Source organism: Stappia sp. TSB10GB4 (genome assembly GCF_900185745.1).
Lineage (GTDB): Bacteria > Pseudomonadota > Alphaproteobacteria > Rhizobiales > Stappiaceae > Stappia.
In genome coordinates this window covers 21,536-40,704 of record NZ_FYAV01000076.1, presented here as the reverse complement: position 1 = coordinate 40,704, position 19,169 = coordinate 21,536, and the positions used below count along the sequence as shown (strand labels likewise).

Genomic DNA, 19,169 nt, shown 5'->3' with positions numbered 1-19,169 from the left:
GTCCGACGAGCGGCGCGAGCTGATGGCGAGCCTGCGCGCCGGCCACAAGGCGGCGCGCCAGCGCCAGCCCGCGCGCCCGGCCGCCCCGGTGCCGCCGCCGCCCGGCCCCGCCGCCTTCGACTTTTCCGAGCTGCCGCAGCTTCGCCAGTTGCGCATGCACCGGGCTGCGGCCGATCTCATCGGCCTCGACAATCCGTTCTTCCGCGCCCATGCGGGCGTTGCCGGCGCCACCACGGTGATCGACGGCAGGACCTTCGACAATTTCGCCTCCTACAACTATCTCGGGCTGAACGGCCATCCGGCGGTCAACGAGGCCGCCACCCGCGCCATCGCCACCTATGGCACCAGCGCCTCGGCCAGCCGCGTCGTTGCCGGCGAACGGCCGATCCACCGGGAGCTGGAGGACCGGCTCGCCCGCCTCCACGGCGTCGAGGACGCGGTGGTGATGGTCAGCGGCCACGCCACCAACGTCACCGTCATCGGTCACCTGATGAAGGGCGACGACCTCATCCTCACCGATTCCCTGGTGCACAATTCGGTCACCGAGGGCGCGCGCCTGTCGGGTGCGGCGCGGATGAACTTCCCGCATGGCGATCTCGACGCGCTGGAGCAACTGCTGTCGCAGAACCGGCACAAGTTCGACCATGTGCTGATCGTCGTCGAGGGCATCTACAGCATGGACGGGGACTATCCCGACCTTGCCCGCCTGATCCGGCTGAAGCAGAATTTCGACTGCTGGCTGCTGGTCGACGAGGCCCATTCGGTCGGCGTCCTCGGCGCCACTGGGCGCGGCCTTGCCGAGCAGTATTCCGTCGATCCGCGCAGCGTCGAGATGTGGATGGGCACGCTGTCGAAGACCTTCTCGGCCTGCGGCGGCTATATCGCCGGCTCCAAGGCCTTGTGCGACTATCTGCGCGCCACCGCGCCGGGCTTCGTCTTCTCCGTCGGCCTGTCGCCGGCGCTGGCCGGGGCGGCCATCGCCTCCGCCGACCTGATGGAGCGCGAGCCCGAGCGGGTGCAGCGGCTTGCCGCCAACGGCCAGCGCTTCCTGGCGCGGGCCCGCGCCGCCGGCCTCGACACCGGCCCCAGCGCCGGGCTCAGCGTCATTCCGGTCATCGTCGGCGATTCCATCGGCGCGGCAACACTGTCCAACCGCTTGCTGGCACGCGGCATCAACGCGCTGCCCATCGTCTTCCCGGCGGTCGCCGAAAAATCCGCCCGCATCCGCTTCTTCATCACCAGCGAGCACAGCAGTGATCAGATCGACCGCGCGGTCGATGCCACGGCCGAGGAACTGACGAAGATGCGGGAGGAGAATGTCGGCTTCTCGTCGCTGGTCCGAAGCGTCCGCCAGACAAGTTAGACAGACAAGTTAGACAGACGAGCCGACCGCCCCGCTCGCGACCTCGCCTCACAGCCCGAGCTTGCGCCCCAGCCAGGACAGTTCCTGGCGGATCCGCGTCGCGATCCGGTGGCGGGTGCTCGCCCGCTGGCTCTCCAGCCGCAGGATCAGGAATTCCGGCCCGCAGGGTTCAAGGCTCACCGGATCGACGGTCAGCGGATAGTCGATGAAGGCGACATGGGCGAGCGTTGCCAGATCCAGCCGCCGCCCGCGCCTTGCGCAGTCCGTCAGGTCGTCCGTCAGCCCCCATCCGGCATAGAACGGCATGCCGTAGACGGTGACGGGTTTGCCGCGCAGCAGCGCCTCGAAGCCGCTCAGCGACGAAAAGGTCTCGACCCGGTCGGCGAGATCGACAAGGTCGAGAATATCGCAGCCCTCGACCACCTGATCGGCCAGCCCTTCGGTCTCATGCGGCTCCAGCCGACCGGCGCGCAGGCGTGCCGCCACATCCGGATGCGGCTTGAACAGGATATGCGCTTGCGGGCTGCGGGCGCGCACCTGCCGCAGCAGCTCCAGATTGACGTTGTCGCAAGCCGCGCAGTCGATGGTCGCCGACAGCGAGCGGCGCACGCCGGCATCGTCGGCCACCTGCCCCGGCACCAGGATCACGGTGCGATCCCTCGGCACGCTCGGCAGCGCGCCCGTGCCGCCGACATTGTACTTGGTGACCCGCGCCTTGCGGATGCGGGCGATCAGCCCGTCCGCGCGGGCGCGCTCGGCCGGCGACAGCACCCGTTCGCCCAGCAACCGCTCCATGCGGCTCGGCCGCAGTGCGTCGAAATAGATGCCCTCGTTGTCGAAGCCGACCGAGGCGCCGCGCGCAAGGCCCGCGCCGAGCCCGACCGAGCGCAGGAAGCCATCCTCGATCCGCCACAGCTCGACGCCCGCGCGCGCCGCCGCCGCCTCGATATCCGGGCTGACCCCCGCCGCCCAGCCGAGCGCCCGCCCGCCCTCGCGTACAGCACGGGCCATCGCTTCGTCCGCGCTCGCACAGAAGGCGAAATCCCCGCCGGGACCTGCCAGCGCTGCCCGGATCGTCGCGTGGTTCCAGGACTTGGCGCCGAAGCAGAACAGCGGCTTTTGCGAAACCTCCGCCCGCCGCGCCGCTGCCGCCACGCCCTGCAGCGCCAGCACCGCCGGCAGAGCCGTCCCCGCCTCATAGGGCGAGGGATGGACATGCGCCGACGACAGCAGCTCCCCCGCCCGGTCCTCCGCAAGCCCGAAACTCCGGCACAGCGCCGCGCCCCAACCGGCCGTGTCCTCGCCAGTGCCCGCTTCACCAGTGCCCGCTTCCAGCGCCGCGACCGCCGCAGCGCTCGCTGCCGCCTCGCCATCTCTCAGGACCATCGCCGGATCGACCGGCAGGAGCGCCACCACCAGCGTCTCGCTTGCCAGCGGGGCCGGCGGCGCGTCGAGCCGCAGCAGCCCGGCGAGCATTAGCGGAACGCCGGTCTCCGCCGCCTGCCGCGCGCGCCCTTGCAACTCGGCGCTGCCGGCACGGCAGACCAGCCCCTCGCCCTTTTGGGGCGGCCGGGTCGCCGTCGCCACCGGCGCGCCCAGGATCGCGGCAAGCGCGCGGGCCTGCGACCCGAGTTCCCTGTCCGCCAGCAGCCAGCGCCGGCATGTCGGCGACGCGCTCACAGCGGCACCCCCATCGCCCTCGCGCGGGCAAGGCGCGGCGGCGGCTCCACATGCCAATCGGGATCGGGCACCCTCTCGTCCAGCAGCCGCGCGCTCATCGTTTCGACCGCCTCGTCCAGCCCCGCGCGATTGTGGATCGAGCCGCGCAGTTGCGAGCTTGCCACCACCACTTTCAGAAAATCGGCGAGCAGCGCCGGATCGGGCACCCTCGGCGCCTGCCAGAACTCGGCGAGCGGCCCGCGATGGGTCAGCCCCGCCATGTCGTAGAGCGCCGGCGTCAGCGTCGCGACCGGCACACCGGCCCTGAGCGCGTCGAGCCCAGCGGTCGAATTCACCGTCACCAGCCCGGCAAGGCGCGGGAAGAGTGCTGCCAGCGACCCGCCGTCGAGGAAGGCAATCCGGCCCCCATCCGCGCCCGCATGGCGCGCGATCTCGGCCCGCCAGTCCACCGCGCCATTGTCGAGCGGATGCGCCTTCACCACCAGCCGCGCCTCTTTCGGCGCGCCGTCGCGAAAGGCGGCGATCGCATGGGCCAGCGCCGCGCGCATCGTGCCGAATTGCGACTGCGCCAGGATCTGGTAATCGCCCTCCACCTGCAGCGGCAGCAGGAACAGCGGTCCGTCGCTCCCCAGAAGCGCCGCCTCGACGCGCGCCGCCTCGTTCCTGCGCCGCCGCCCGCCGGCAAGCCGGAGCGCCCAGGCAAGGTAATCGGCAAACGGATGGCTCGGCGTGTGCCGGCGATAGAACGGGTGCAGCGGAAAGCCCGCGACATTCGGCAGGTGATAGGCAACGTCCTGCCAGGCTTCGAGCGCGAAGGAGCCGGGATAGCGCGGCGACAGGTCCGGTTCGCCCAGCCGCGCCGCCGCCCGGCGGATCGCCGCTGGGTCGTCCGGCAGCCGGCTCAGCACGCCGAGCCCGCCGCGCGCCAGCGTCATGTAGCCCGGCCGCAGCAGGCCGAGTTCGCTGACATGCACCGCGATCCCCCGCGCCTGCGCCGCCAGCACCGCCGGGCGGTGATAGGGCCGCGTGTCGCCATGCAGGACGAGATCGGTGATCGCGCCCTCCGCCATCAGCCGCGCCGCCTCGGCCGGCCAGTCGGCGAGCCGCCCGCGCCAGAACCGGCACTCCCGCCCGTGCCAATGCAGCCAGTCGCCGGCGCAGAAGTTGACGCGGGTCACCCGGTGACCGGCCTCGCTCAGCCTGGCGCCGATCCTGCGGTAGAGCGGCGACAGCGGCCCCTGGAGGAACAGGAAATGCCGCACGCGCGCCCCGCGCGCCTCAGCCGCGCCAGGCACGCCACCACCGCCCGACGCGCCCGCGCGCGCGCATCTCCTCGGCAAAAGTCATCGGAATGCCGAGCCGCCGCGCCTTTTGCGTGCGCGGCGCCGGCCGCACGCAGGCGGCGGGCTCGTTGATACTGTTCTGCGTCAGCCGCCGCGCCAGCTCGGTGGCGGCGGCCTGCTTGCCCTCGGGCGTGTAGAAATTGCCCTGGATCTGGATCGCGTGGCCCATCAGCCGCTGCACCGCGTCATAGACGCCCGCATCGGGCGCCTGCGGCGTGCGCCAGAACCGGTCGAGCGGCAGTTGGCAGGTCAGGCCCGGCAGGTCGTAGACGGCAACGCCGAGGATCTTCACCGGGCAGCCGAGCCGCACCGCGTGCAGGCCCGTCGTGGAGTTGACCATCAGCGCGCCGGAGGCATGTTCCAGCAGCGTCACCAGATGGCCGCCATCGACCAGATGCACCCGGTGCTTGACCTTGTGCTTGCGCGCGAGCTGGCGCACGATCCGCCCCCACGGCTCGATGCCCTGGTCCATCGGATGGATCTTGACCACCAGATGCGCCGCCAGATGTGCATTCGCGGAAAACGAGGCCAGCACCTCGTCCAGCGCCTCGGCGAGATGGCCGTATTGCGAGTTGTAGCGGAGCTGGTAATCGCTCTGGAGTTGCAGCGGGAAGACGAAATACGGGCAGCGCGACTCGATCAGGTCGGCGATCAGGATGTTGGCGTTGCGGTCGCGTCTGCGGACGAAAACCAGCCGCGGGACCATCGCCAGATATTCGAAGATCGGGTGATAGAACTTGTCCTGGGTGAAGCGCGGCCAGAACAGGAAGACGATGGAATTGACGAGGTGGAACACCACCTCGTGCATCGCCTCCAGCCAGAACGGATGGCGATAGCGCACCGTCAGGTCGATCGGGGCGAGCACCGTTGCCGCCTCGCGGATCGCCGCCACGTCGTCGGGAAACAGCGAGCGCGCCGACATGCCGTCGAGTTCGGCGGTGATCCAGTCGGGCCGCAGATAGCCGTTCTCATAGGCGACGGTGCGCAGGCCGAGCCGGCCGGCAAGCTCGATCGCCGCCGAATGGTAGGGAAAGCGGTCCTGGTAGAAGACGATGTCGGTGACGCCGTGCTTGCGGACATAGGCCTCCAGGAAGGCCGGCCAGTCCGTCAGGCTGCCGCGATAGCTGGTGCAGCGGGCATCGTGCCACAGCAGCCAGTCGGAGAGGCTGAGATTGATGCGCAAGCTGCGGTGGCCGCACGCCTCCAGCGCATCGGCGACGACGCGCGGGAAATCCGAGGGCGGACCCTGCAGGAACAGAACCGTGCGCGTTGGCGTCTCTTGCGGCATGTCAGGCGTCCAGTGCGACGCGGGCACGGCGGCGGGCCAGCGTCTGCGTCACCGGCGGACGTCCCCTCGCCGGGGCGAGGTCCGATGTCAATTGCTGGCCAGCGCGTCGATCGATCTGGCACTGGTCAGCAGCGGGCCGATGATCTGCAGGAACTTGCCGAACTCCGCCGTCGGATGGTTGGCGACGTAGATGATGTCCTTGTCGCGCATCTCCAGCGAACGGGCCAGGAAAAACGCCTCGGCCGCGCGCAGGTTCAGCTTGTAGACCACCGGAACGCGGCTCTTGGAGAACCTTTTCGCCACTTCTTCGCCGCGGATCTTGCGGATCAGCTCCCGGTCCTCGTAGCGGAACAGGAAGATGCCGCCGGCATCGGCGAAGAAGTCCTTGAGGCCGCCGACCTGGGCCAGGCCCTCGGCCAGCGTCACCGACTCGGTCTTGAACGGCACGAGCTGGGTGCTCTGGACGGCGCCGAAGGCGGAGAAGGTGCGCGGCTTGTGCGTCACCAGCACGTTGTCGCCCGGCGTCAGCCAGATGTTGTTTTCCGGATATTCGATCAGGTCGACGAGGCGGGCCTCGCCGGAGCGCGAGCCGCGCTTGACCGTCACCACCGTCTCATAGGTCGCCTCGCGCGAGCCGCCGGCCCGCGCCACCGCTTCCAGCAGGCGCATGCCGCGCACCGACATGGTGTACTGGCCGGGCTTCATCACATCGCCGACGACGACGACGCCGCTGCTCTCGTTGCCTTCCACCAGCACCAGCACCTGCGGCTCGATCGCCTTGCCCTTCAGCCGCTCCTGGATGGAGGAGCGCAGGCCCTCGACCGTCAGGCCGTTGGCCTGGATGCGGCCGGCATAGGGAATGAAGATATGGCCGGTCTCGTCGACCACCACCGGCACGGACACGTTCTTGCCGTCGGCGGTGGAGAACAGGCCTTCCGGCGCCGCTTCCCAGATCGTCACGACCAGGCGGTCGCCGATGCCGACGCGGGTCGAGCGGCCGGCGCCCGGCACGGAGGCGAAATGGCGCGAGAACGGTGCCGGGCGATAGTCGTGCACGGCGGCGACCGTCTGCCGGTCGAGTGTCAGAAGAACGTAGTTGGAACTGAGCGCGTCGCCCTCGATCTCCTCCGAGGTGATGGTGATCGCGGCTGGTCCCTGCCCTGGCAGGCCTGCACAGCCCGCAAGCGAAAACGCAAGGAAAACAGGGATCAGGAAACGCATCAAGGCCTCGGTAGTGACAATGCGGACGTGTCACGCCCGCTTCTGTTAGCACCCTCGCGGGCGGGTGTCCAAGGCGGATGGGCGCACGCATCCGCATGTCCGGCACCTGTTGTCGAACGGCAACATTGTTTACCCGATTGGTTAATCAAACAAAAAGTGAATCTGACAAAATTGCCCCGATTTTCAGGCATTTGTGCGAAGCGGTAAAAGCGGCTCGCAAAGTATCGCGGCCCGCCGGCGCGGCGCGCGGCGCCCCTTGCCGACACCGCCGGCCGCGTCCGTGGCGAGGGCGCGGGAGTCGTCAAAGCGGATGAAACATGCCATATGGTGGCGGACCTGGACCGCGAAGGGCCGGCCGGTTCAGATCCGGTCAACCATTCGGGTCTAACCTTGGTTTACCATAGGGGCGATGACGGACCTCTCGGGTTCAACCGGAACAGGATATCTCGTGCGTATCAACGAGATCCGGGCAGCGTCCCCGCCGGCGTCGATGGCGGGGGATGCGGGAGACGCGCGGCGGCAGGCTCGCCGGCGCGCGCTTTGTGCTGCCCTGCTGGCCGGCACCCTGTTCAGCCTGCCGCCCGCCCCGGCGCAGGCGCTCGACCTGTTCGGGTGGTGGCCCTTCGGCTCTTCGCGCGGCGAATCGGAAACCGCCGTCGTCGATCCCTTCCCCTACACGGTCGCCCTGACGCTGACCGGCGGCGACGCCGATCTCAAGGAGAAGCTGGAGTCCGCCTCGCTCCTCGTCGACGACGCCGAGCGCCCGCCCTCCGGCGAGGCCGGGCTGATCGCCCGCGCCAATTCCGATTTCGAGCGCCTCGTCGGCCGGCTCTATGTCGAGGGCTACTATGCCGGCACGGTCGATATCCGCATTGCCGGACTGACGCTGGAGGCGGCGCTGCGCATGCCCTCCCTGCCCGGCCCGCGCCCCGTCCCGGTGGCGATCCGGGTGTCGGCGGGGCCGCTCTTCACCTTCGGCAAGCTCTCCGTCGAGAGCGAAGGCCCGGCCGGACAGGTCGGCTCGCCGCAGAGCTACGGGCTGGTGCCGGGCGACACCGCCAACTCGGACAAGGTGCTGCGCGCCGAGCAGCGGATCGTCGCCGACCTGAAGGCGACCGGCCATCCCTTCGCGCGGATCGAGCGGCGCGAAATCGTCGCCGACCACGCCACCAACCGGCTCGACGTGCGCCTCGTCGCCGCGCCCGGCGAGGCGGCCCGGTTCGGCGCCGTCTCCGTCTCCGGCACCGAGGTGACGGATCCCGATTTCGTCGTCACCCAGGCGATGCTGCCGGAGGGCGAGGCCTATTCGCCGCAGGCGATCGACCGGGCGACCAAGCGGCTCTCCGATCTCGGCATCTTTTCCTCCGTGCGCATCGTGCCGGGCGAGCAGGTCGGCCCGGACGGCCGGCTGCCGATGACCATCGAAGTGTCGGAGCGCAAGCGCAACGTCATCGGCGTCGGCGCCAACTGGTCGAGTTCGGAAGGCTTCGGCGTCGAGTCCTACTGGCGCCGGCGCAACCTGTTCGGCCGCGGCGAATTGCTCAGCCTCGAGGGCTCGATCGGGCGTCTGGGCGACAACAGCCTGTCGGACCTGGAATATGCCGCCCGCATCGCCTTCGAGAAGCCCGGCGCCTTCGGGCCGCTGACCACCTTCACGACCAGCCTCAGCGCCAAGCAGGAAATTCCGGACGCCTATCGCAGCCGCCACGTCACGCTGGATGCCTTCGTCCGCCGCGAGTTCAGCGAGCATCTGTCGGCGCGGGTCGGCGCCGAAGTGCAGTTCGCCGACGAGACCGACGTGTTCGGCAAGCGCACCTACCTGCTCGGCGGCGTCATCGGCGAACTCGCCTACGACACCCGCGACGACAGGCTGAACCCGACAAAGGGCCTCAACGCCGTCATCTTCGCCGAACCGGCCTATGACGCGCGCGGCAAGACCTTCATGCTGTTCACCCGGGGACAAGTCGCCGCCTATCAGGCGCTGGACGATGCCAAACGCTTCGTGCTCGCCGGGCGCGTCGGCGCCGGCAGCATCGTCGCCCCGTCCGTGCGGTCGGTGCCGGCGGCCCGCCGCTTCTTCTCCGGCGGCGGCGGCTCGATCCGCGGCTATGCCTATCGCAATGTCGGGCCGCGGCTCGGCGGCGAGGTCACCGGCGGCCGCTCCTATGTGGAGGCCTCGGCAGAAATCCGGATGAAAGTCACCGACACGATCGGCCTTGTCGGCTTCGTCGATGCGGGCAACAGCTTCAGCTCGATCTATCCGGATTTTTCGCAAGGGTTGAAGGTCGGCGTCGGCGCCGGCATCCGCTACTTCACCCCGGTCGGGCCGCTGCGGCTGGACGTCGCCGTGCCGCTCAACCCGGAGAAGGACGACCCGAGTTTCGCCGTCTATGTCGGCCTCAGCCAGGCGTTCTGATTTTGAGAAATTGAGACGGGTTGGGCGGCAAAAACGCAAAATTTCTCGAAATTTTGCAAAATCCGTCTCGAAATTCGATTCCGTGAATCATTTCAGTGATATGGATCGGAACGATGAGCTTCCGATTCCGATTCAACGACTTGAGAGACCGAATCAGGTCGCCGCTGCGATGCGCCATGATTTCGCTTCAACAGCGCGGCATAAGTCTTTCGATGAAGACTCGTTTTCCCCGTCGCGGGGGCGCCTGAGGTGACCGCGCCGTCGCCCCGCCGCCGCCGCTCCGTCCTGCGCGCCACCGCCCGGCTGTTGCTGCGGCTGGTGCTTGCCGTCGTGGTGCTGGTGCCGCTGCTCGCCCTTGGCCTCCTCGGTGCGCTGCAGACGCAGGCCGGCCGGGACGCGGTCGTCGCTCTCGTCAACGGCCTTGCCAGCGACGCCGACGGCGGTGTCCGCCTCGCCGGTCTCAGGGTCGGCTGGGGTCTCGACGCCTCGCTCGAGCGGGTCGAGGTTTGGGATGCGCAAGGCCCCTATCTCGCGGTCGAGCAGGCCCGGCTCGCCTGGCATCCGCTGGCGCTGCTGTCCGGCAGGGTCGATGTCGAGACGCTTGACGTTGCGCGCGTTTCGCTCGACCGGCTGCCGGTCGAGAGCGAGACGGACAGCGCCGACAGCGGCGCGCTGCCGCTGCTGCCCTTCCGCCTCGGCCGGGCGCAGGTCGAGGAGATCGCCATCGGCGAGGCCGTCGTCGGCGCGCCGGTGCGCCTCACCGCGCAGGCCCAGGCGAGCCTCTCCGATGCGCCGCGCGCGGCCACTGCCGAACTCTCCGTCAGCCGCATCGACGGCACGCCGGGCGACATCGCCGCGACGGTCCGCTTCCTGCCGCAGGCGGAGGAACTGTTCTTCGACGTGAGGGTGGAGGAGCCGCGCGGCGGGCTTGCCGCCCGGCTGCTGCGGATCGAGGGGCTGCCGGCGCTGGACGTGACGCTGAAGGGCGAGGGGCCGCTCGACAACTGGCAGGCGCAGCTTGCGCTGGCGCTCGACGGGCGCACCGAGATCGCCGGCACCGCCCGTCTCGCCGAGGCCGGCGACACCCGCCGCCTGACGGCGCGGCTGGAGGGCGACGTCGCCGCCCTCGCCCCGCCGGTGGCCGCCGCCCTCGTCATGGGCCGCACGGTGCTCGATGCCGACGTGGTCCTTGCCCGCGATTTCGCGCTGCGGCAGGCGACCGGCACCCTGTCGACCGGCACGCTGTCCGCCGACTTCCGCGCTGACCTGCCCGAGGACGGGCGGATCGATGCCGGCGCCGAACTGCGCCTGTCCGCCGGCGAGGGATCGATGATCGGCGTGGAACTGCCCGGCCGGCTGATCGCCATCGGCGAGAGCGAGTTGAGGCTGACGGCGCGCGGCCCACGCGAGGCGCTGGACTGGACGCTCGCCCTCGACACCGCGCAGGCGCAGACGGCGGAGGCCCGTCTCGACGGCCTCGCCCTGCGGCTCGAGGGCGAAAAGCTCGATACCACGGCAAGGAACCTCCGTCCCGACATCGCCGCAAGGCTGACCGCCCGCCATGTCGCGCCGCTGATCGAGGGGGCGGAGATGCTCGCCGGGCCGCTGGCGCTCGACGCGCGTGCCACCGTCGACCCTTCCGCTCCGGGCGCCGAAATCTCCGATCTGAAGCTGACGCTCACCGGCATCGAGGCGCGGATGGACGGCACGGTGACGGCCGAGACCATCGACGCCAGCTACACCGTGACGCTGGCCGATCTTGCCCGCTTCGTTCCCGAGTTGACGGGCGGCGCGCAGATCGAGGGCACCGCGACCGGCGCCCTCGCCGGCCCGGACATCGCCGCGACGCTCAAGGCCGAGGCGCTGCAGCTTGCCGGCAAGCCGGTCACCGATCTGGAGATCGATATCGATGCAACGACCGCGCCGGAGGCGCTGTCGGCCCGCGTCATCGCCCATGGCACGGTCGACGGCCATCGGCTGAACGCGCTGGTCGACGCAAGGCCGAAGGAGGCGGGCGTCACGATCCCGACCTTCTCGCTCGCGGCCGGCGACAACCGGATCACCGGCGCCTTCGAGATCGGCGAGCTTGCGGACGCGCTCGGCACGCTCACCGGCGCGCTCGACATCGCCGCGCCGAATCTCTCCGAACTTTCCGCCCTGGCGCTGACCGAGCTGGACGGCGCCCTGTCGGGCACATTGGCGCTGACGGGAACGGGCGCGGCGCAGCGGGCGGACCTCACCCTTGCGGGCGAGGATCTGTCCGTCGCCGGCACCCGCATTTCCCGGCTGTCCGCGTCCGGCACGGCGCGCGGCGATCTAGCGGCGCCGACCCTGTCGGGCGAGGCAAGGCTCAGTGGCATCCTCGCCGGCGACACGTTGATCGAGACGGTGACCGCGACCGCGGCCTCGCAGGGAACGCGCACCGACCTCCGGCTGGATGCCCGCCTGGCGCAGGGAAGCAATGCCGATGGCGTCGCGCTGACCGCCGCGCTGGAGCCGTCGGACAGCGGGTTGGCCTTGCAGCTTTCCGCGCTCGACGGGCGCTATCGCGGTCTCGCCGCCCGGCTGGCGCAGCCCTCGCGCATCACCCTTGCCGACGGCATCACCAGCATCGAGGGTCTCGGGCTGCTGGTCGGCGGCGGCCGCATCGACATCAGCGGCACCGCCGGCGAGCGGCTCGCCATCGACGCGAGGATAAATGCCCTGCCGCTGACGGCGCTTGGTCCCCTTGCCCCCGGCGTTTCGCCCACCGGCAGCGCCTCGGGCACGGTCACGTTGCGCGGCCCTGCCGCCGATCCGCAGGCCGACTGGTCGCTGACGGTCGCCGACCTCTCCGCCGCGCCCTTGCGCGACAACGGCCTTGCCGCCGTCGGCCTGCGCTCCACCGGCCGGTTCCAGGCCGGCCGGATCACCCAGACCACCGACATCACCGGCGCCGACGGTCTGGCGCTCACCGCCGCCGGCACCGTCGCCGTTGCGGCGCCTGGTGCCCTCGACATCGCGGTGAGCGGCAACGTGCCGGTCAGCGCGGCGCGCCAACGGCTGATCCTGTCCGGCTTTTCCGGCCAGGGCGGGCTCGCCGTCTCCGGCCGGGTCACCGGCACCTTCGCCGACCCGCGCTACAGTCTCACCCTGCAGCCGCGCGACCTGTCGCTGATCCAGCTCGCCTCCGGCCTCACCTTGCAGAACTTCGCCGGCAGCATCGCCGTCGACACGTCAGGTGTTGCGATCAACGATCTTACCGCAGCCATCGCCGCCGGGGGCAACCTTTCGGCGAGCGGGCGCATCGGCTTGGATGCCGGCATGCCGGCGGACCTGCGCGTGCAGGTGCGTGAGGGGAGCTACACGGACGGGCGCATCGTCCAGGCGGTGCTCGGCGCCGACCTGCGCCTGACCGGCCCGCTCGCCGACCCGGCGCGCGGCGCGCGGCTGGAGGGCAACGTCTCCATCGCCCGTGCGGATATCACCATTCCCAGCACCCTGCCCGGCGCCATCGATCCGGTGTCGGTCACCCATGTCAACGCGCCCGAGGCGGTGCGGCAGCAGGAGGCGGCGCTGGCGCGCGACGGCGGCGGCACAGGCGGCGGCGGGCGGCCGATCGGCCTCGACGTCACCGTCTCGGCGCCGGGGCGGATCTTCGTGCGCGGACGCGGCCTCGACGCGGAGATGGGCGGCTCCCTGCGCGTTGTCGGCACCACCGCCGATCCTCAGGCCATCGGCTCCTTCTCGATGCGGCGCGGGCTGCTGCAGGTGCTGACCCGGCGCGTCCAGTTCAACCGCGGCGATGTCGGCTTCACCGGCTCCCTGATGCCGCGGCTCAACTTCGCCGCCACCTCGCAGACGAGCAGCGCAGCGGTCACCATCACAGTGACCGGCGAGGCGGCGCAGCCGCAGATCGCCTTCACCTCCTCGCCGCAACTGCCGCAGGACGAGGTTCTGGCGCAGTTCCTGTTCGACCGGTCGATGAGCCAGCTCTCGCCGACGCAGATCGCCCAGCTCGGCGCCTCGGTGCTGGCGCTCACCGGCGGCAGCACCGAAGGCCCGCTCGGGGCGCTGCGCCAGTCGCTCGGGGTCGATGCCATCGACCTGGAGACCGACGGCACCTCCGGCCCCTCGCTGGCGGTCGGCAAATATCTCAGCGACAACATCTATCTCGGCGTCAAACAGGGCACGGAGGCCGGCTCCAGCCGCGTCACCGTCGACATCGACGTCACCAAGTCGCTGAAGCTGCGCGGCGAGGTCGGCGCCGACGGCGAGTCCAAGGCCGGCATCTTCTTCGAGCGCGAATTCGGCAAGTAGCGGGCTGCCTGCCGCCGCTGCCTGCCGGCCCCTTCGCCCCGCCCTCTCTCTTCGGCATTGCGGGCGAGCGAAGCCGCGCTCCGGAACCGGAGAGCCACGGCGGTCGTGGTGTCTTTCGGGAGCGCGCCACCTGCGCCCTCGGCTCCCCGATCCCGGCTCGGCGCTCGCGCACCGTCCGGAAGGATGCGCGAGAGGACTGCGCGCCTCGCAACCGCTCTGGCAGCCAATGGGCACCGGGTCGCGCTTCGCTTGCCCGGTGTGACGGCCGAGGGGATGCGAGGCGGCGCCTCTCACTCAGGATGTCGTCCCGGCCGTAGGCGAAGCCGGAGAGCCGGGAACCATTGGCAACCTCGGCAGGTGTTTTTTGCTCCAACCTCCCCAAGCGTCATTCCGGGCAAGCGAAGCGCGATCCACCCCAACGGAACCGGAGAGCCACGCCGGCCGGGGCGCCCTCTACCCGGACCGACGCGCGCCTCACGCCTCGCGCCAGTTGTCCCCGGCGAGCGCGATGATTTCCGCGTGGATTGGCGCCGGGATCGCCACCCCCTCGCGGGCGGCGCGGGCGCGCGCCTCGAGCCGGCGAGAGCCCGGCAGGCGCACCCCGTCCTGCGCCTCGATCGCCGCGACCAGCGTCGCCATCCGCTCGCCATAGGCCCCGTCGGAACTCAGGCCCGGATCGATGGCAATGACCGTCTGGCCGAGGTCGGGCGCCGCCCCCTCGCCCGTGAATAAGCTGGAGGCCTCGAAGGCAAGGCTGGCGCCGACCAGCGCGGCGGCCATCACCTCGACCATCAGCGCCAGCGCCGCGCCCTTGGCCTCGCCGATGGGGATCATCGTGCCGGCCATGCCGGCATCGGCATCGGTCGTCGGGTTGCCATCGACGTCGAGCGCCCAGCCTTCCGGGATCGGCTTGCCGGCCTTTTGCGCCGACAGGATGCGTCCGCGCGCCACCCGCGACACCGCCAGATCGATCACCAGCGGCGCCCGCCCCTCGGACAGCGGCGCGGCGAAGGCGATCGGGTTGGTGCCGAACAGCGGCTTGCTGCCGCCCCAGGGGGCGATCGCCTTGGGCGCATTGCCGAAGACGAAGGCGACGAGACCCTTTTCGGCCAGCTTCTCGCAATGGGCGCCGGCCTGGCCGAAGTGGTGCGAGCGGCGGATGGCGGCAAGGCCGATGCCGGTCTCCGCGACGATGCCGGGCAGCGCGTCGATGACCAGATCGAAGGCCGGATAGGCGAAGCCGAGGCCGGCATCGACCCGCAGCAGGGCCGGCGCGGGGCGCGAGAACTCCGGCACCGCATGGCCGTCGACCTTGCCGGTCCGCGACTGCGCCGCATAGGAGGGCACGCGCGACAGGCCATGGCCGGCCTGGCCGTCGGCCTCGGCGGCAACCAGGGCGCGGGCGACGGCTTCGGCGTTTTCCGGCGAGGTGTCGGCGGCGATCAGGGCGGCGCGGGCCAGCGCGCCGGCCTCGTCCAGCGTCAGGGAGATCATGGAAGTCATGGCGAGCTTTCGTCTGTGGGGGCCGGCGGCGGCAGCGCGCCGGGTCTTCCCGCCGTTTAGACCGCTTCGTCCCGCGCGAAAAGGAGAAAGCCGCGCGTGTCGCGGCCCCGGCACGCCGGAAAACGCAACCCGCCGGCTGGGGGTATCTCCCGGCTTTGCGTTGCTGCTTGCCGGCCGGATGCCTATGATTGCTCAAGAATCCCGGTCGACGGGTGGCGCGCGGCCGGGCATTCCAGATCCCGTCCCTCGCCGGTGCACCGCCTTGCAGGACCTGCGCAAGGCCTCGCCCCAGGGCCCTCGCACGAGATACCGGCCGCCTCCCCGCGCATGCGGCCGCGACAGCACAAGGGCCGGCCCGCACGGGCCCGCCAACAACAACGGGAGCCAAGCATGATCAGCGACCACAGGCTTTTCAGGCAGTCCTGCCATATCGGCGGATTGTGGACCCATGCCGACACCGGATCGGTGATCGAGGTCGACAATCCGGCGACCGGCGAGATCATCGGCACCGTGCCGCGCTGCGGCCGGGCCGAGACGGCGCGGGCCATCGAGGCCGCCTATCTCGCCTTCCAGGACTGGAAGGCGACGACGGCGGAAGAGCGTGCCACGCTGATGCACAAGCTGTGCGACGCGATCCTTGCCAATCACGACGCGCTGGCGGAAATCCTCACCACCGAGATGGGCAAGCCGCTGGCCGAGGCGAAGGGCGAAATCGCCCTCGGCGTCAAATATGTCCGCTTCTTCGCCGAGCAGGCCAAGCGCATCGACGGGGACATCATCCCCTCGCCCTGGCGCGGCAAGCGCATCCTGGTGACCAAGGAGCCGGTCGGCGTCACCGGCGCGATCACGCCCTGGAACTTCCCCCACTCGATGATCTCGCGCAAGCTCGGCGCGGCGCTTGCCGCCGGCTGCACCATGGTGATCAAGCCGGCGAGCCAGACGCCGTTCTCCGCGCTCGCCCTTGCCGCGCTCGCCGAGGAAGTCGGCTTCCCGCGCGGCGTGGTCAACGTCCTCACCGGCTCGGCCGCCGAGATCGCGGCGGAGATGTGCGAGAACCCGCATCTGCGCAAGATCACCTTCACCGGCTCCACGGAAGTAGGCAAGAAGCTCGCCTCCCATGCCTCCGCCCATATGAAGAAGATCTCGATGGAGCTCGGCGGCAACGCGCCCTTCATCGTCTTCGACGACGCCGATCTCGATGCGGCGGTCGAAGGGGCGATGGTCTCCAAGTTCCGCAATTCCGGCCAGACCTGCGTCTGCGCCAACCGCATCTATGTGCAGGCCGGCGTCTATGACGCCTTCGCCGAAAAGCTCGGGGCCGCCATAGCCGCACTCAAGGTCGGCAACGGCCTGGAAGCGGGCGTGACGCAGGGACCGCTGATCGACGGCAAGGCGGTGGAAAAGGTCGAGGAGCACATTGCCGACGCGCTCGCCAAGGGCGGCAAGGTGCTTGCCGGCGGCACGCGCCACGGCAATGGCGGCCGCTTCTTCGAGCCGACGCTGGTCGTCGGTGCCACATCGGAGATGAAGGTGGCGCGCGAGGAGACCTTCGGCCCGCTCGCCCCCCTCTTCCGCTTCGAGACCGAGGACGAGGCGGTGGCGCGGGCCAACGACACCGAATACGGCCTTGCCTGCTACTTCTACACCCAGGATCTGGGGCGCGCCTTCCGCGTCATGGAGGCGCTGGAATACGGCCTCGTCGGCGTCAACGAGGGGCTGATCACCACCGAGGTCGCGCCCTTCGGCGGGGTCAAGGACTCCGGCGTCGGCAACGAGGGCTCGAAATACGGCGTCGAGGACTACCTCAACATCAAATATGCCTGCGTCGGCGGGCTGGGGCTGTAACGCCCCCGCCTCCCGCACCGGACACGCGAAGGGCCGCCCCATGGGTGGCCCTTTTGCTTTTCAGGTCAACGAGTTGCGCGCCCACGCACTCCTCCTTTGGCACCAAGCCCCCGTTCCCGCCTTGTGAGCGGCGCCCGCCCATGCGAGCATCAAAGCGGGAGGAAATAACCATGGTGTCGACCCTGTCGCACATCAGGGAGATCGAGCGCGTCGCCATGGGCGGGGCGAGCGGGCGGGATATGCCCGTCGTCCAGTCGTGGCTGCGCTGCGTCAACGACTACCGGCTCGACCCGGCCCAGGCGCAGGAAGCCTATATCGTCCCCGAGACGATCTTGCGCGAGCACCGCGAGCAGGCGGAGGAGCTTATCCGCATCGGCCGCAGCGGCCTGGAGACGCTGTTCAACCAGGTCGCCGAGCAGAAATACGTGCTGCTGCTGTCGGATGCGCGCGGCGTCACCGTCGAGTTCATGGGCGATCCGACCTTCGACAACCAGTTGCGCAAGGCCGGGCTCTATCTCGGCTCCGAATGGTCGGAAAACCGCGCCGGCACCTGCGCGGTGGGCGCCTGCATCGTCTCCGGCAAGCCGGTGGTGATCCACCAGGACGACCATTTCGACACCAGCCATATCGGCCTGACCTGTACCGCCGCGCCGATCTACGACACGCTCGGCGACCTCACCGCGGTGCTCGACATCTCGCAATTGCGCTCGCCCACCGCCAAGGCCAGCCAGCAACTGGCGCTGCATCTGGTCGCCGCCACCGCCCGGCGGATCGAGCTCGCCAACCTGATCTCGCGCACCCGCAACGACTGGGTGCTGCGGCTGTCGCGGCTGCCGGACTTCCTCGATGTCGACCCGGACGCCGCGCTGTCGCTCGACGGCACGGGGCGCGTCACCGGCATCACCCATGGCGGCTTCAACGCGCTGGCGCGGGCGATGAACCTGACCGCCTTCACCGCGCGCGACCTCGTCGGCGAGCGGATCGACCGGTTCTTCGAGATCGAGATCGACGACCTGCCCCGCTACATGCGCGGCGGCGCCGACCGGGAACGGGTGCTGCGGGCGCGCGACGGCTCGGCGTTCTTCGCCAGTTCCATCGCCCCGGTGGTGGTGCCGCGCGGGCCGGCGACCGCCCGCCCCCGCCTGCCGGGCGCGCTGTCCACCTTGAGTTTCGGCGACCCGCGCATGGAGGCGATGCTGGCGCGGGTGTCGCGGCTTGCCGGGCTCGACATTCCGATCCTGATCCATGGCGAGACCGGCACGGGCAAGGAGGTTCTCGCCCGCGCCATCCACGACAGCCGCGAGCGGCCCGGCCCCTTCGTCGCCGTCAACTGCGCCGCGATCCCCGAGCATCTGATCGAATCCGAGCTGTTCGGCTATGCGCCGGGCGCCTTCACAGGCGCTGCGCCGCGCGGCAAGACCGGCCTGATCGAGGCGGCGGCCGGCGGCACGCTGTTCCTCGACGAGATCGGCGACATGCCGCTCTCCCTGCAAAGCCGCCTCTTGCGCGTGCTGTCGGAGGGCGAGGTGCAGCCGGTCGGCGCGCTGAAGACCCGGCCCGTTCGGCTGAAGCTGATCTCCGCCTCGCACCGCGATCTCGGCCGGCTGGTCGCCGAAGGGCGCTTCCGCGAGGACCTCTATTACCGGCTCAACGCCGCCACCTTCACCCTGCCGCCGCTGCGCGAGCGGCTGGATTTCGACGCACTCGCCGACCGGCTCCTGGCGCGGATCGCCGCCGAGACCGGCCGCAGTCCACGCCTCTCCCCCGGCGCCCGCATGGCGCTGCGCGCCCATCCCTGGCCTGGCAACCTGCGCGAATTGCACAATGCGCTGAAGGTCGCCGCCGCTCTGTCGGAGGGGGAGGTGATCGATCCCGACGCCCTGCCCGAGCAGATCGGCCGGCCGGGCGCACGGCCGGGGTTTCGCCCTACCCTCGCCCCGATACCGCCAGCAACACCGCTTGGCGGCACGGATGCGGCAGGAGAAGGCGATCTCCTGCAGGAGCTCGCCGCCTGCGGCGGCAATGTCTCGGCGCTGGCGCGCCGGCTCGGCGTCAACCGCTCCACCGTGCATCGCTGGCTGAAACGCGGCGGAGTGCGCGCAATGTGAACCGTGCCCGCCTGTCGCAGCATCTGCGACAGGTGTTGCAGGCCTGTTGCGCAACGCTGCGACAGGCCGCGCAACAACCGATATAACCCTTTGATAAAAAAGC

General features: G+C 70.2%; 10 protein-coding genes. 5 read left to right on the top strand and 5 right to left on the bottom strand.

From position 1 onward, the window contains the following. Positions 1-22 precede the first annotated feature (22 nt). Positions 23-1,363 (top strand): aminotransferase class I/II-fold pyridoxal phosphate-dependent enzyme, encoded by a 1,341-nt coding sequence (locus tag TSB10GB4_RS21830; RefSeq protein ID WP_186397468.1) that lies wholly within the window; start codon positions 23-25, stop codon positions 1,361-1,363. Positions 1,364-1,411: 48 nt separating this feature from the next. Here the strand turns inward: TSB10GB4_RS21830 and TSB10GB4_RS21825 are convergent, their stop codons facing one another. The 4 genes from TSB10GB4_RS21825 to TSB10GB4_RS21810 form a co-directional block, all read right to left on the bottom strand. After that, positions 1,412-3,043, bottom strand: coding sequence for a hypothetical protein (locus tag TSB10GB4_RS21825; protein WP_186397459.1), 1,632 nt, complete (start codon positions 3,041-3,043; stop codon positions 1,412-1,414). Continuing rightward, complete coding sequence (locus tag TSB10GB4_RS21820) at positions 3,040-4,338, bottom strand: capsule biosynthesis protein (protein ID WP_186397458.1); 1,299 nt, start codon at positions 4,336-4,338, stop codon at positions 3,040-3,042. The genes TSB10GB4_RS21825 and TSB10GB4_RS21820 overlap by 4 nt, the downstream gene beginning before the upstream one ends. Beyond that, positions 4,322-5,674: a capsule biosynthesis protein gene (locus tag TSB10GB4_RS21815; protein ID WP_186397457.1), complete on the bottom strand. Its 1,353-nt coding sequence runs from the start codon at positions 5,672-5,674 to the stop codon at positions 4,322-4,324. The genes TSB10GB4_RS21820 and TSB10GB4_RS21815 overlap by 17 nt, the downstream gene beginning before the upstream one ends. A gap of 87 nt (positions 5,675-5,761) precedes the next feature. Beyond that, positions 5,762-6,895, bottom strand: coding sequence for a polysaccharide biosynthesis/export family protein (locus TSB10GB4_RS21810; protein WP_186389815.1), 1,134 nt, complete (start codon positions 6,893-6,895; stop codon positions 5,762-5,764). A gap of 448 nt (positions 6,896-7,343) precedes the next feature. On the opposite strand from TSB10GB4_RS21810, the gene TSB10GB4_RS21805 reads away from it, so the two are divergent. Both TSB10GB4_RS21805 and TSB10GB4_RS21800 read left to right on the top strand, forming a co-directional pair. Then, positions 7,344-9,311: an autotransporter assembly complex family protein gene (locus TSB10GB4_RS21805; protein WP_208984922.1), complete on the top strand. Its 1,968-nt coding sequence runs from the start codon at positions 7,344-7,346 to the stop codon at positions 9,309-9,311. 249 nt (positions 9,312-9,560) lie between these two features. After that, on the top strand, positions 9,561-13,610 hold the full coding sequence (locus TSB10GB4_RS21800) for a translocation/assembly module TamB domain-containing protein (protein WP_186397456.1): 4,050 nt from the start codon (positions 9,561-9,563) through the stop codon (positions 13,608-13,610). 474 nt (positions 13,611-14,084) lie between these two features. Here the strand turns inward: TSB10GB4_RS21800 and TSB10GB4_RS21795 are convergent, their stop codons facing one another. Next, a complete protein-coding gene (locus tag TSB10GB4_RS21795) occupies positions 14,085-15,104 on the bottom strand; it encodes an Ldh family oxidoreductase (protein ID WP_186397466.1) in 1,020 nt (339 codons plus the stop codon). A gap of 399 nt (positions 15,105-15,503) precedes the next feature. Here TSB10GB4_RS21795 and TSB10GB4_RS21790 point away from each other — a divergent pair, with 399 nt between their 5' ends. Together TSB10GB4_RS21790 and TSB10GB4_RS21785 are read left to right on the top strand one after the other, a co-directional pair. Continuing rightward, positions 15,504-16,958, top strand: a complete 1,455-nt coding sequence (locus TSB10GB4_RS21790) for an NAD-dependent succinate-semialdehyde dehydrogenase (protein ID WP_186397455.1) — start codon at positions 15,504-15,506, stop codon at positions 16,956-16,958. A 170-nt stretch (positions 16,959-17,128) separates the two neighbouring features. Next, on the top strand, positions 17,129-19,066 hold the full coding sequence (locus TSB10GB4_RS21785; RefSeq protein ID WP_186397454.1) for a sigma-54-dependent Fis family transcriptional regulator: 1,938 nt from the start codon (positions 17,129-17,131) through the stop codon (positions 19,064-19,066). The last annotated feature ends 103 nt before the right edge of the window (positions 19,067-19,169 follow it).

Excerpts from the sequence above, each read along its gene's own strand:
- TSB10GB4_RS21830 (WP_186397468.1), top strand. The coding sequence starts at position 23 with ATGGCGAGCCTGCGCGCCGGCCACAAGGCGGCGCGCCAGCGCCAGCCC.
- TSB10GB4_RS21815 (WP_186397457.1), bottom strand. The coding sequence starts at position 5,674 with ATGCCGCAAGAGACGCCAACGCGCACGGTTCTGTTCCTGCAGGGTCCG.
- TSB10GB4_RS21810 (WP_186389815.1), bottom strand. The coding sequence starts at position 6,895 with ATGCGTTTCCTGATCCCTGTTTTCCTTGCGTTTTCGCTTGCGGGCTGT.
- TSB10GB4_RS21795 (WP_186397466.1), bottom strand. The coding sequence starts at position 15,104 with ATGATCTCCCTGACGCTGGACGAGGCCGGCGCGCTGGCCCGCGCCGCC.
- TSB10GB4_RS21790 (WP_186397455.1), top strand. The coding sequence starts at position 15,504 with ATGATCAGCGACCACAGGCTTTTCAGGCAGTCCTGCCATATCGGCGGA.
- TSB10GB4_RS21785 (WP_186397454.1), top strand. The coding sequence starts at position 17,129 with ATGGTGTCGACCCTGTCGCACATCAGGGAGATCGAGCGCGTCGCCATG.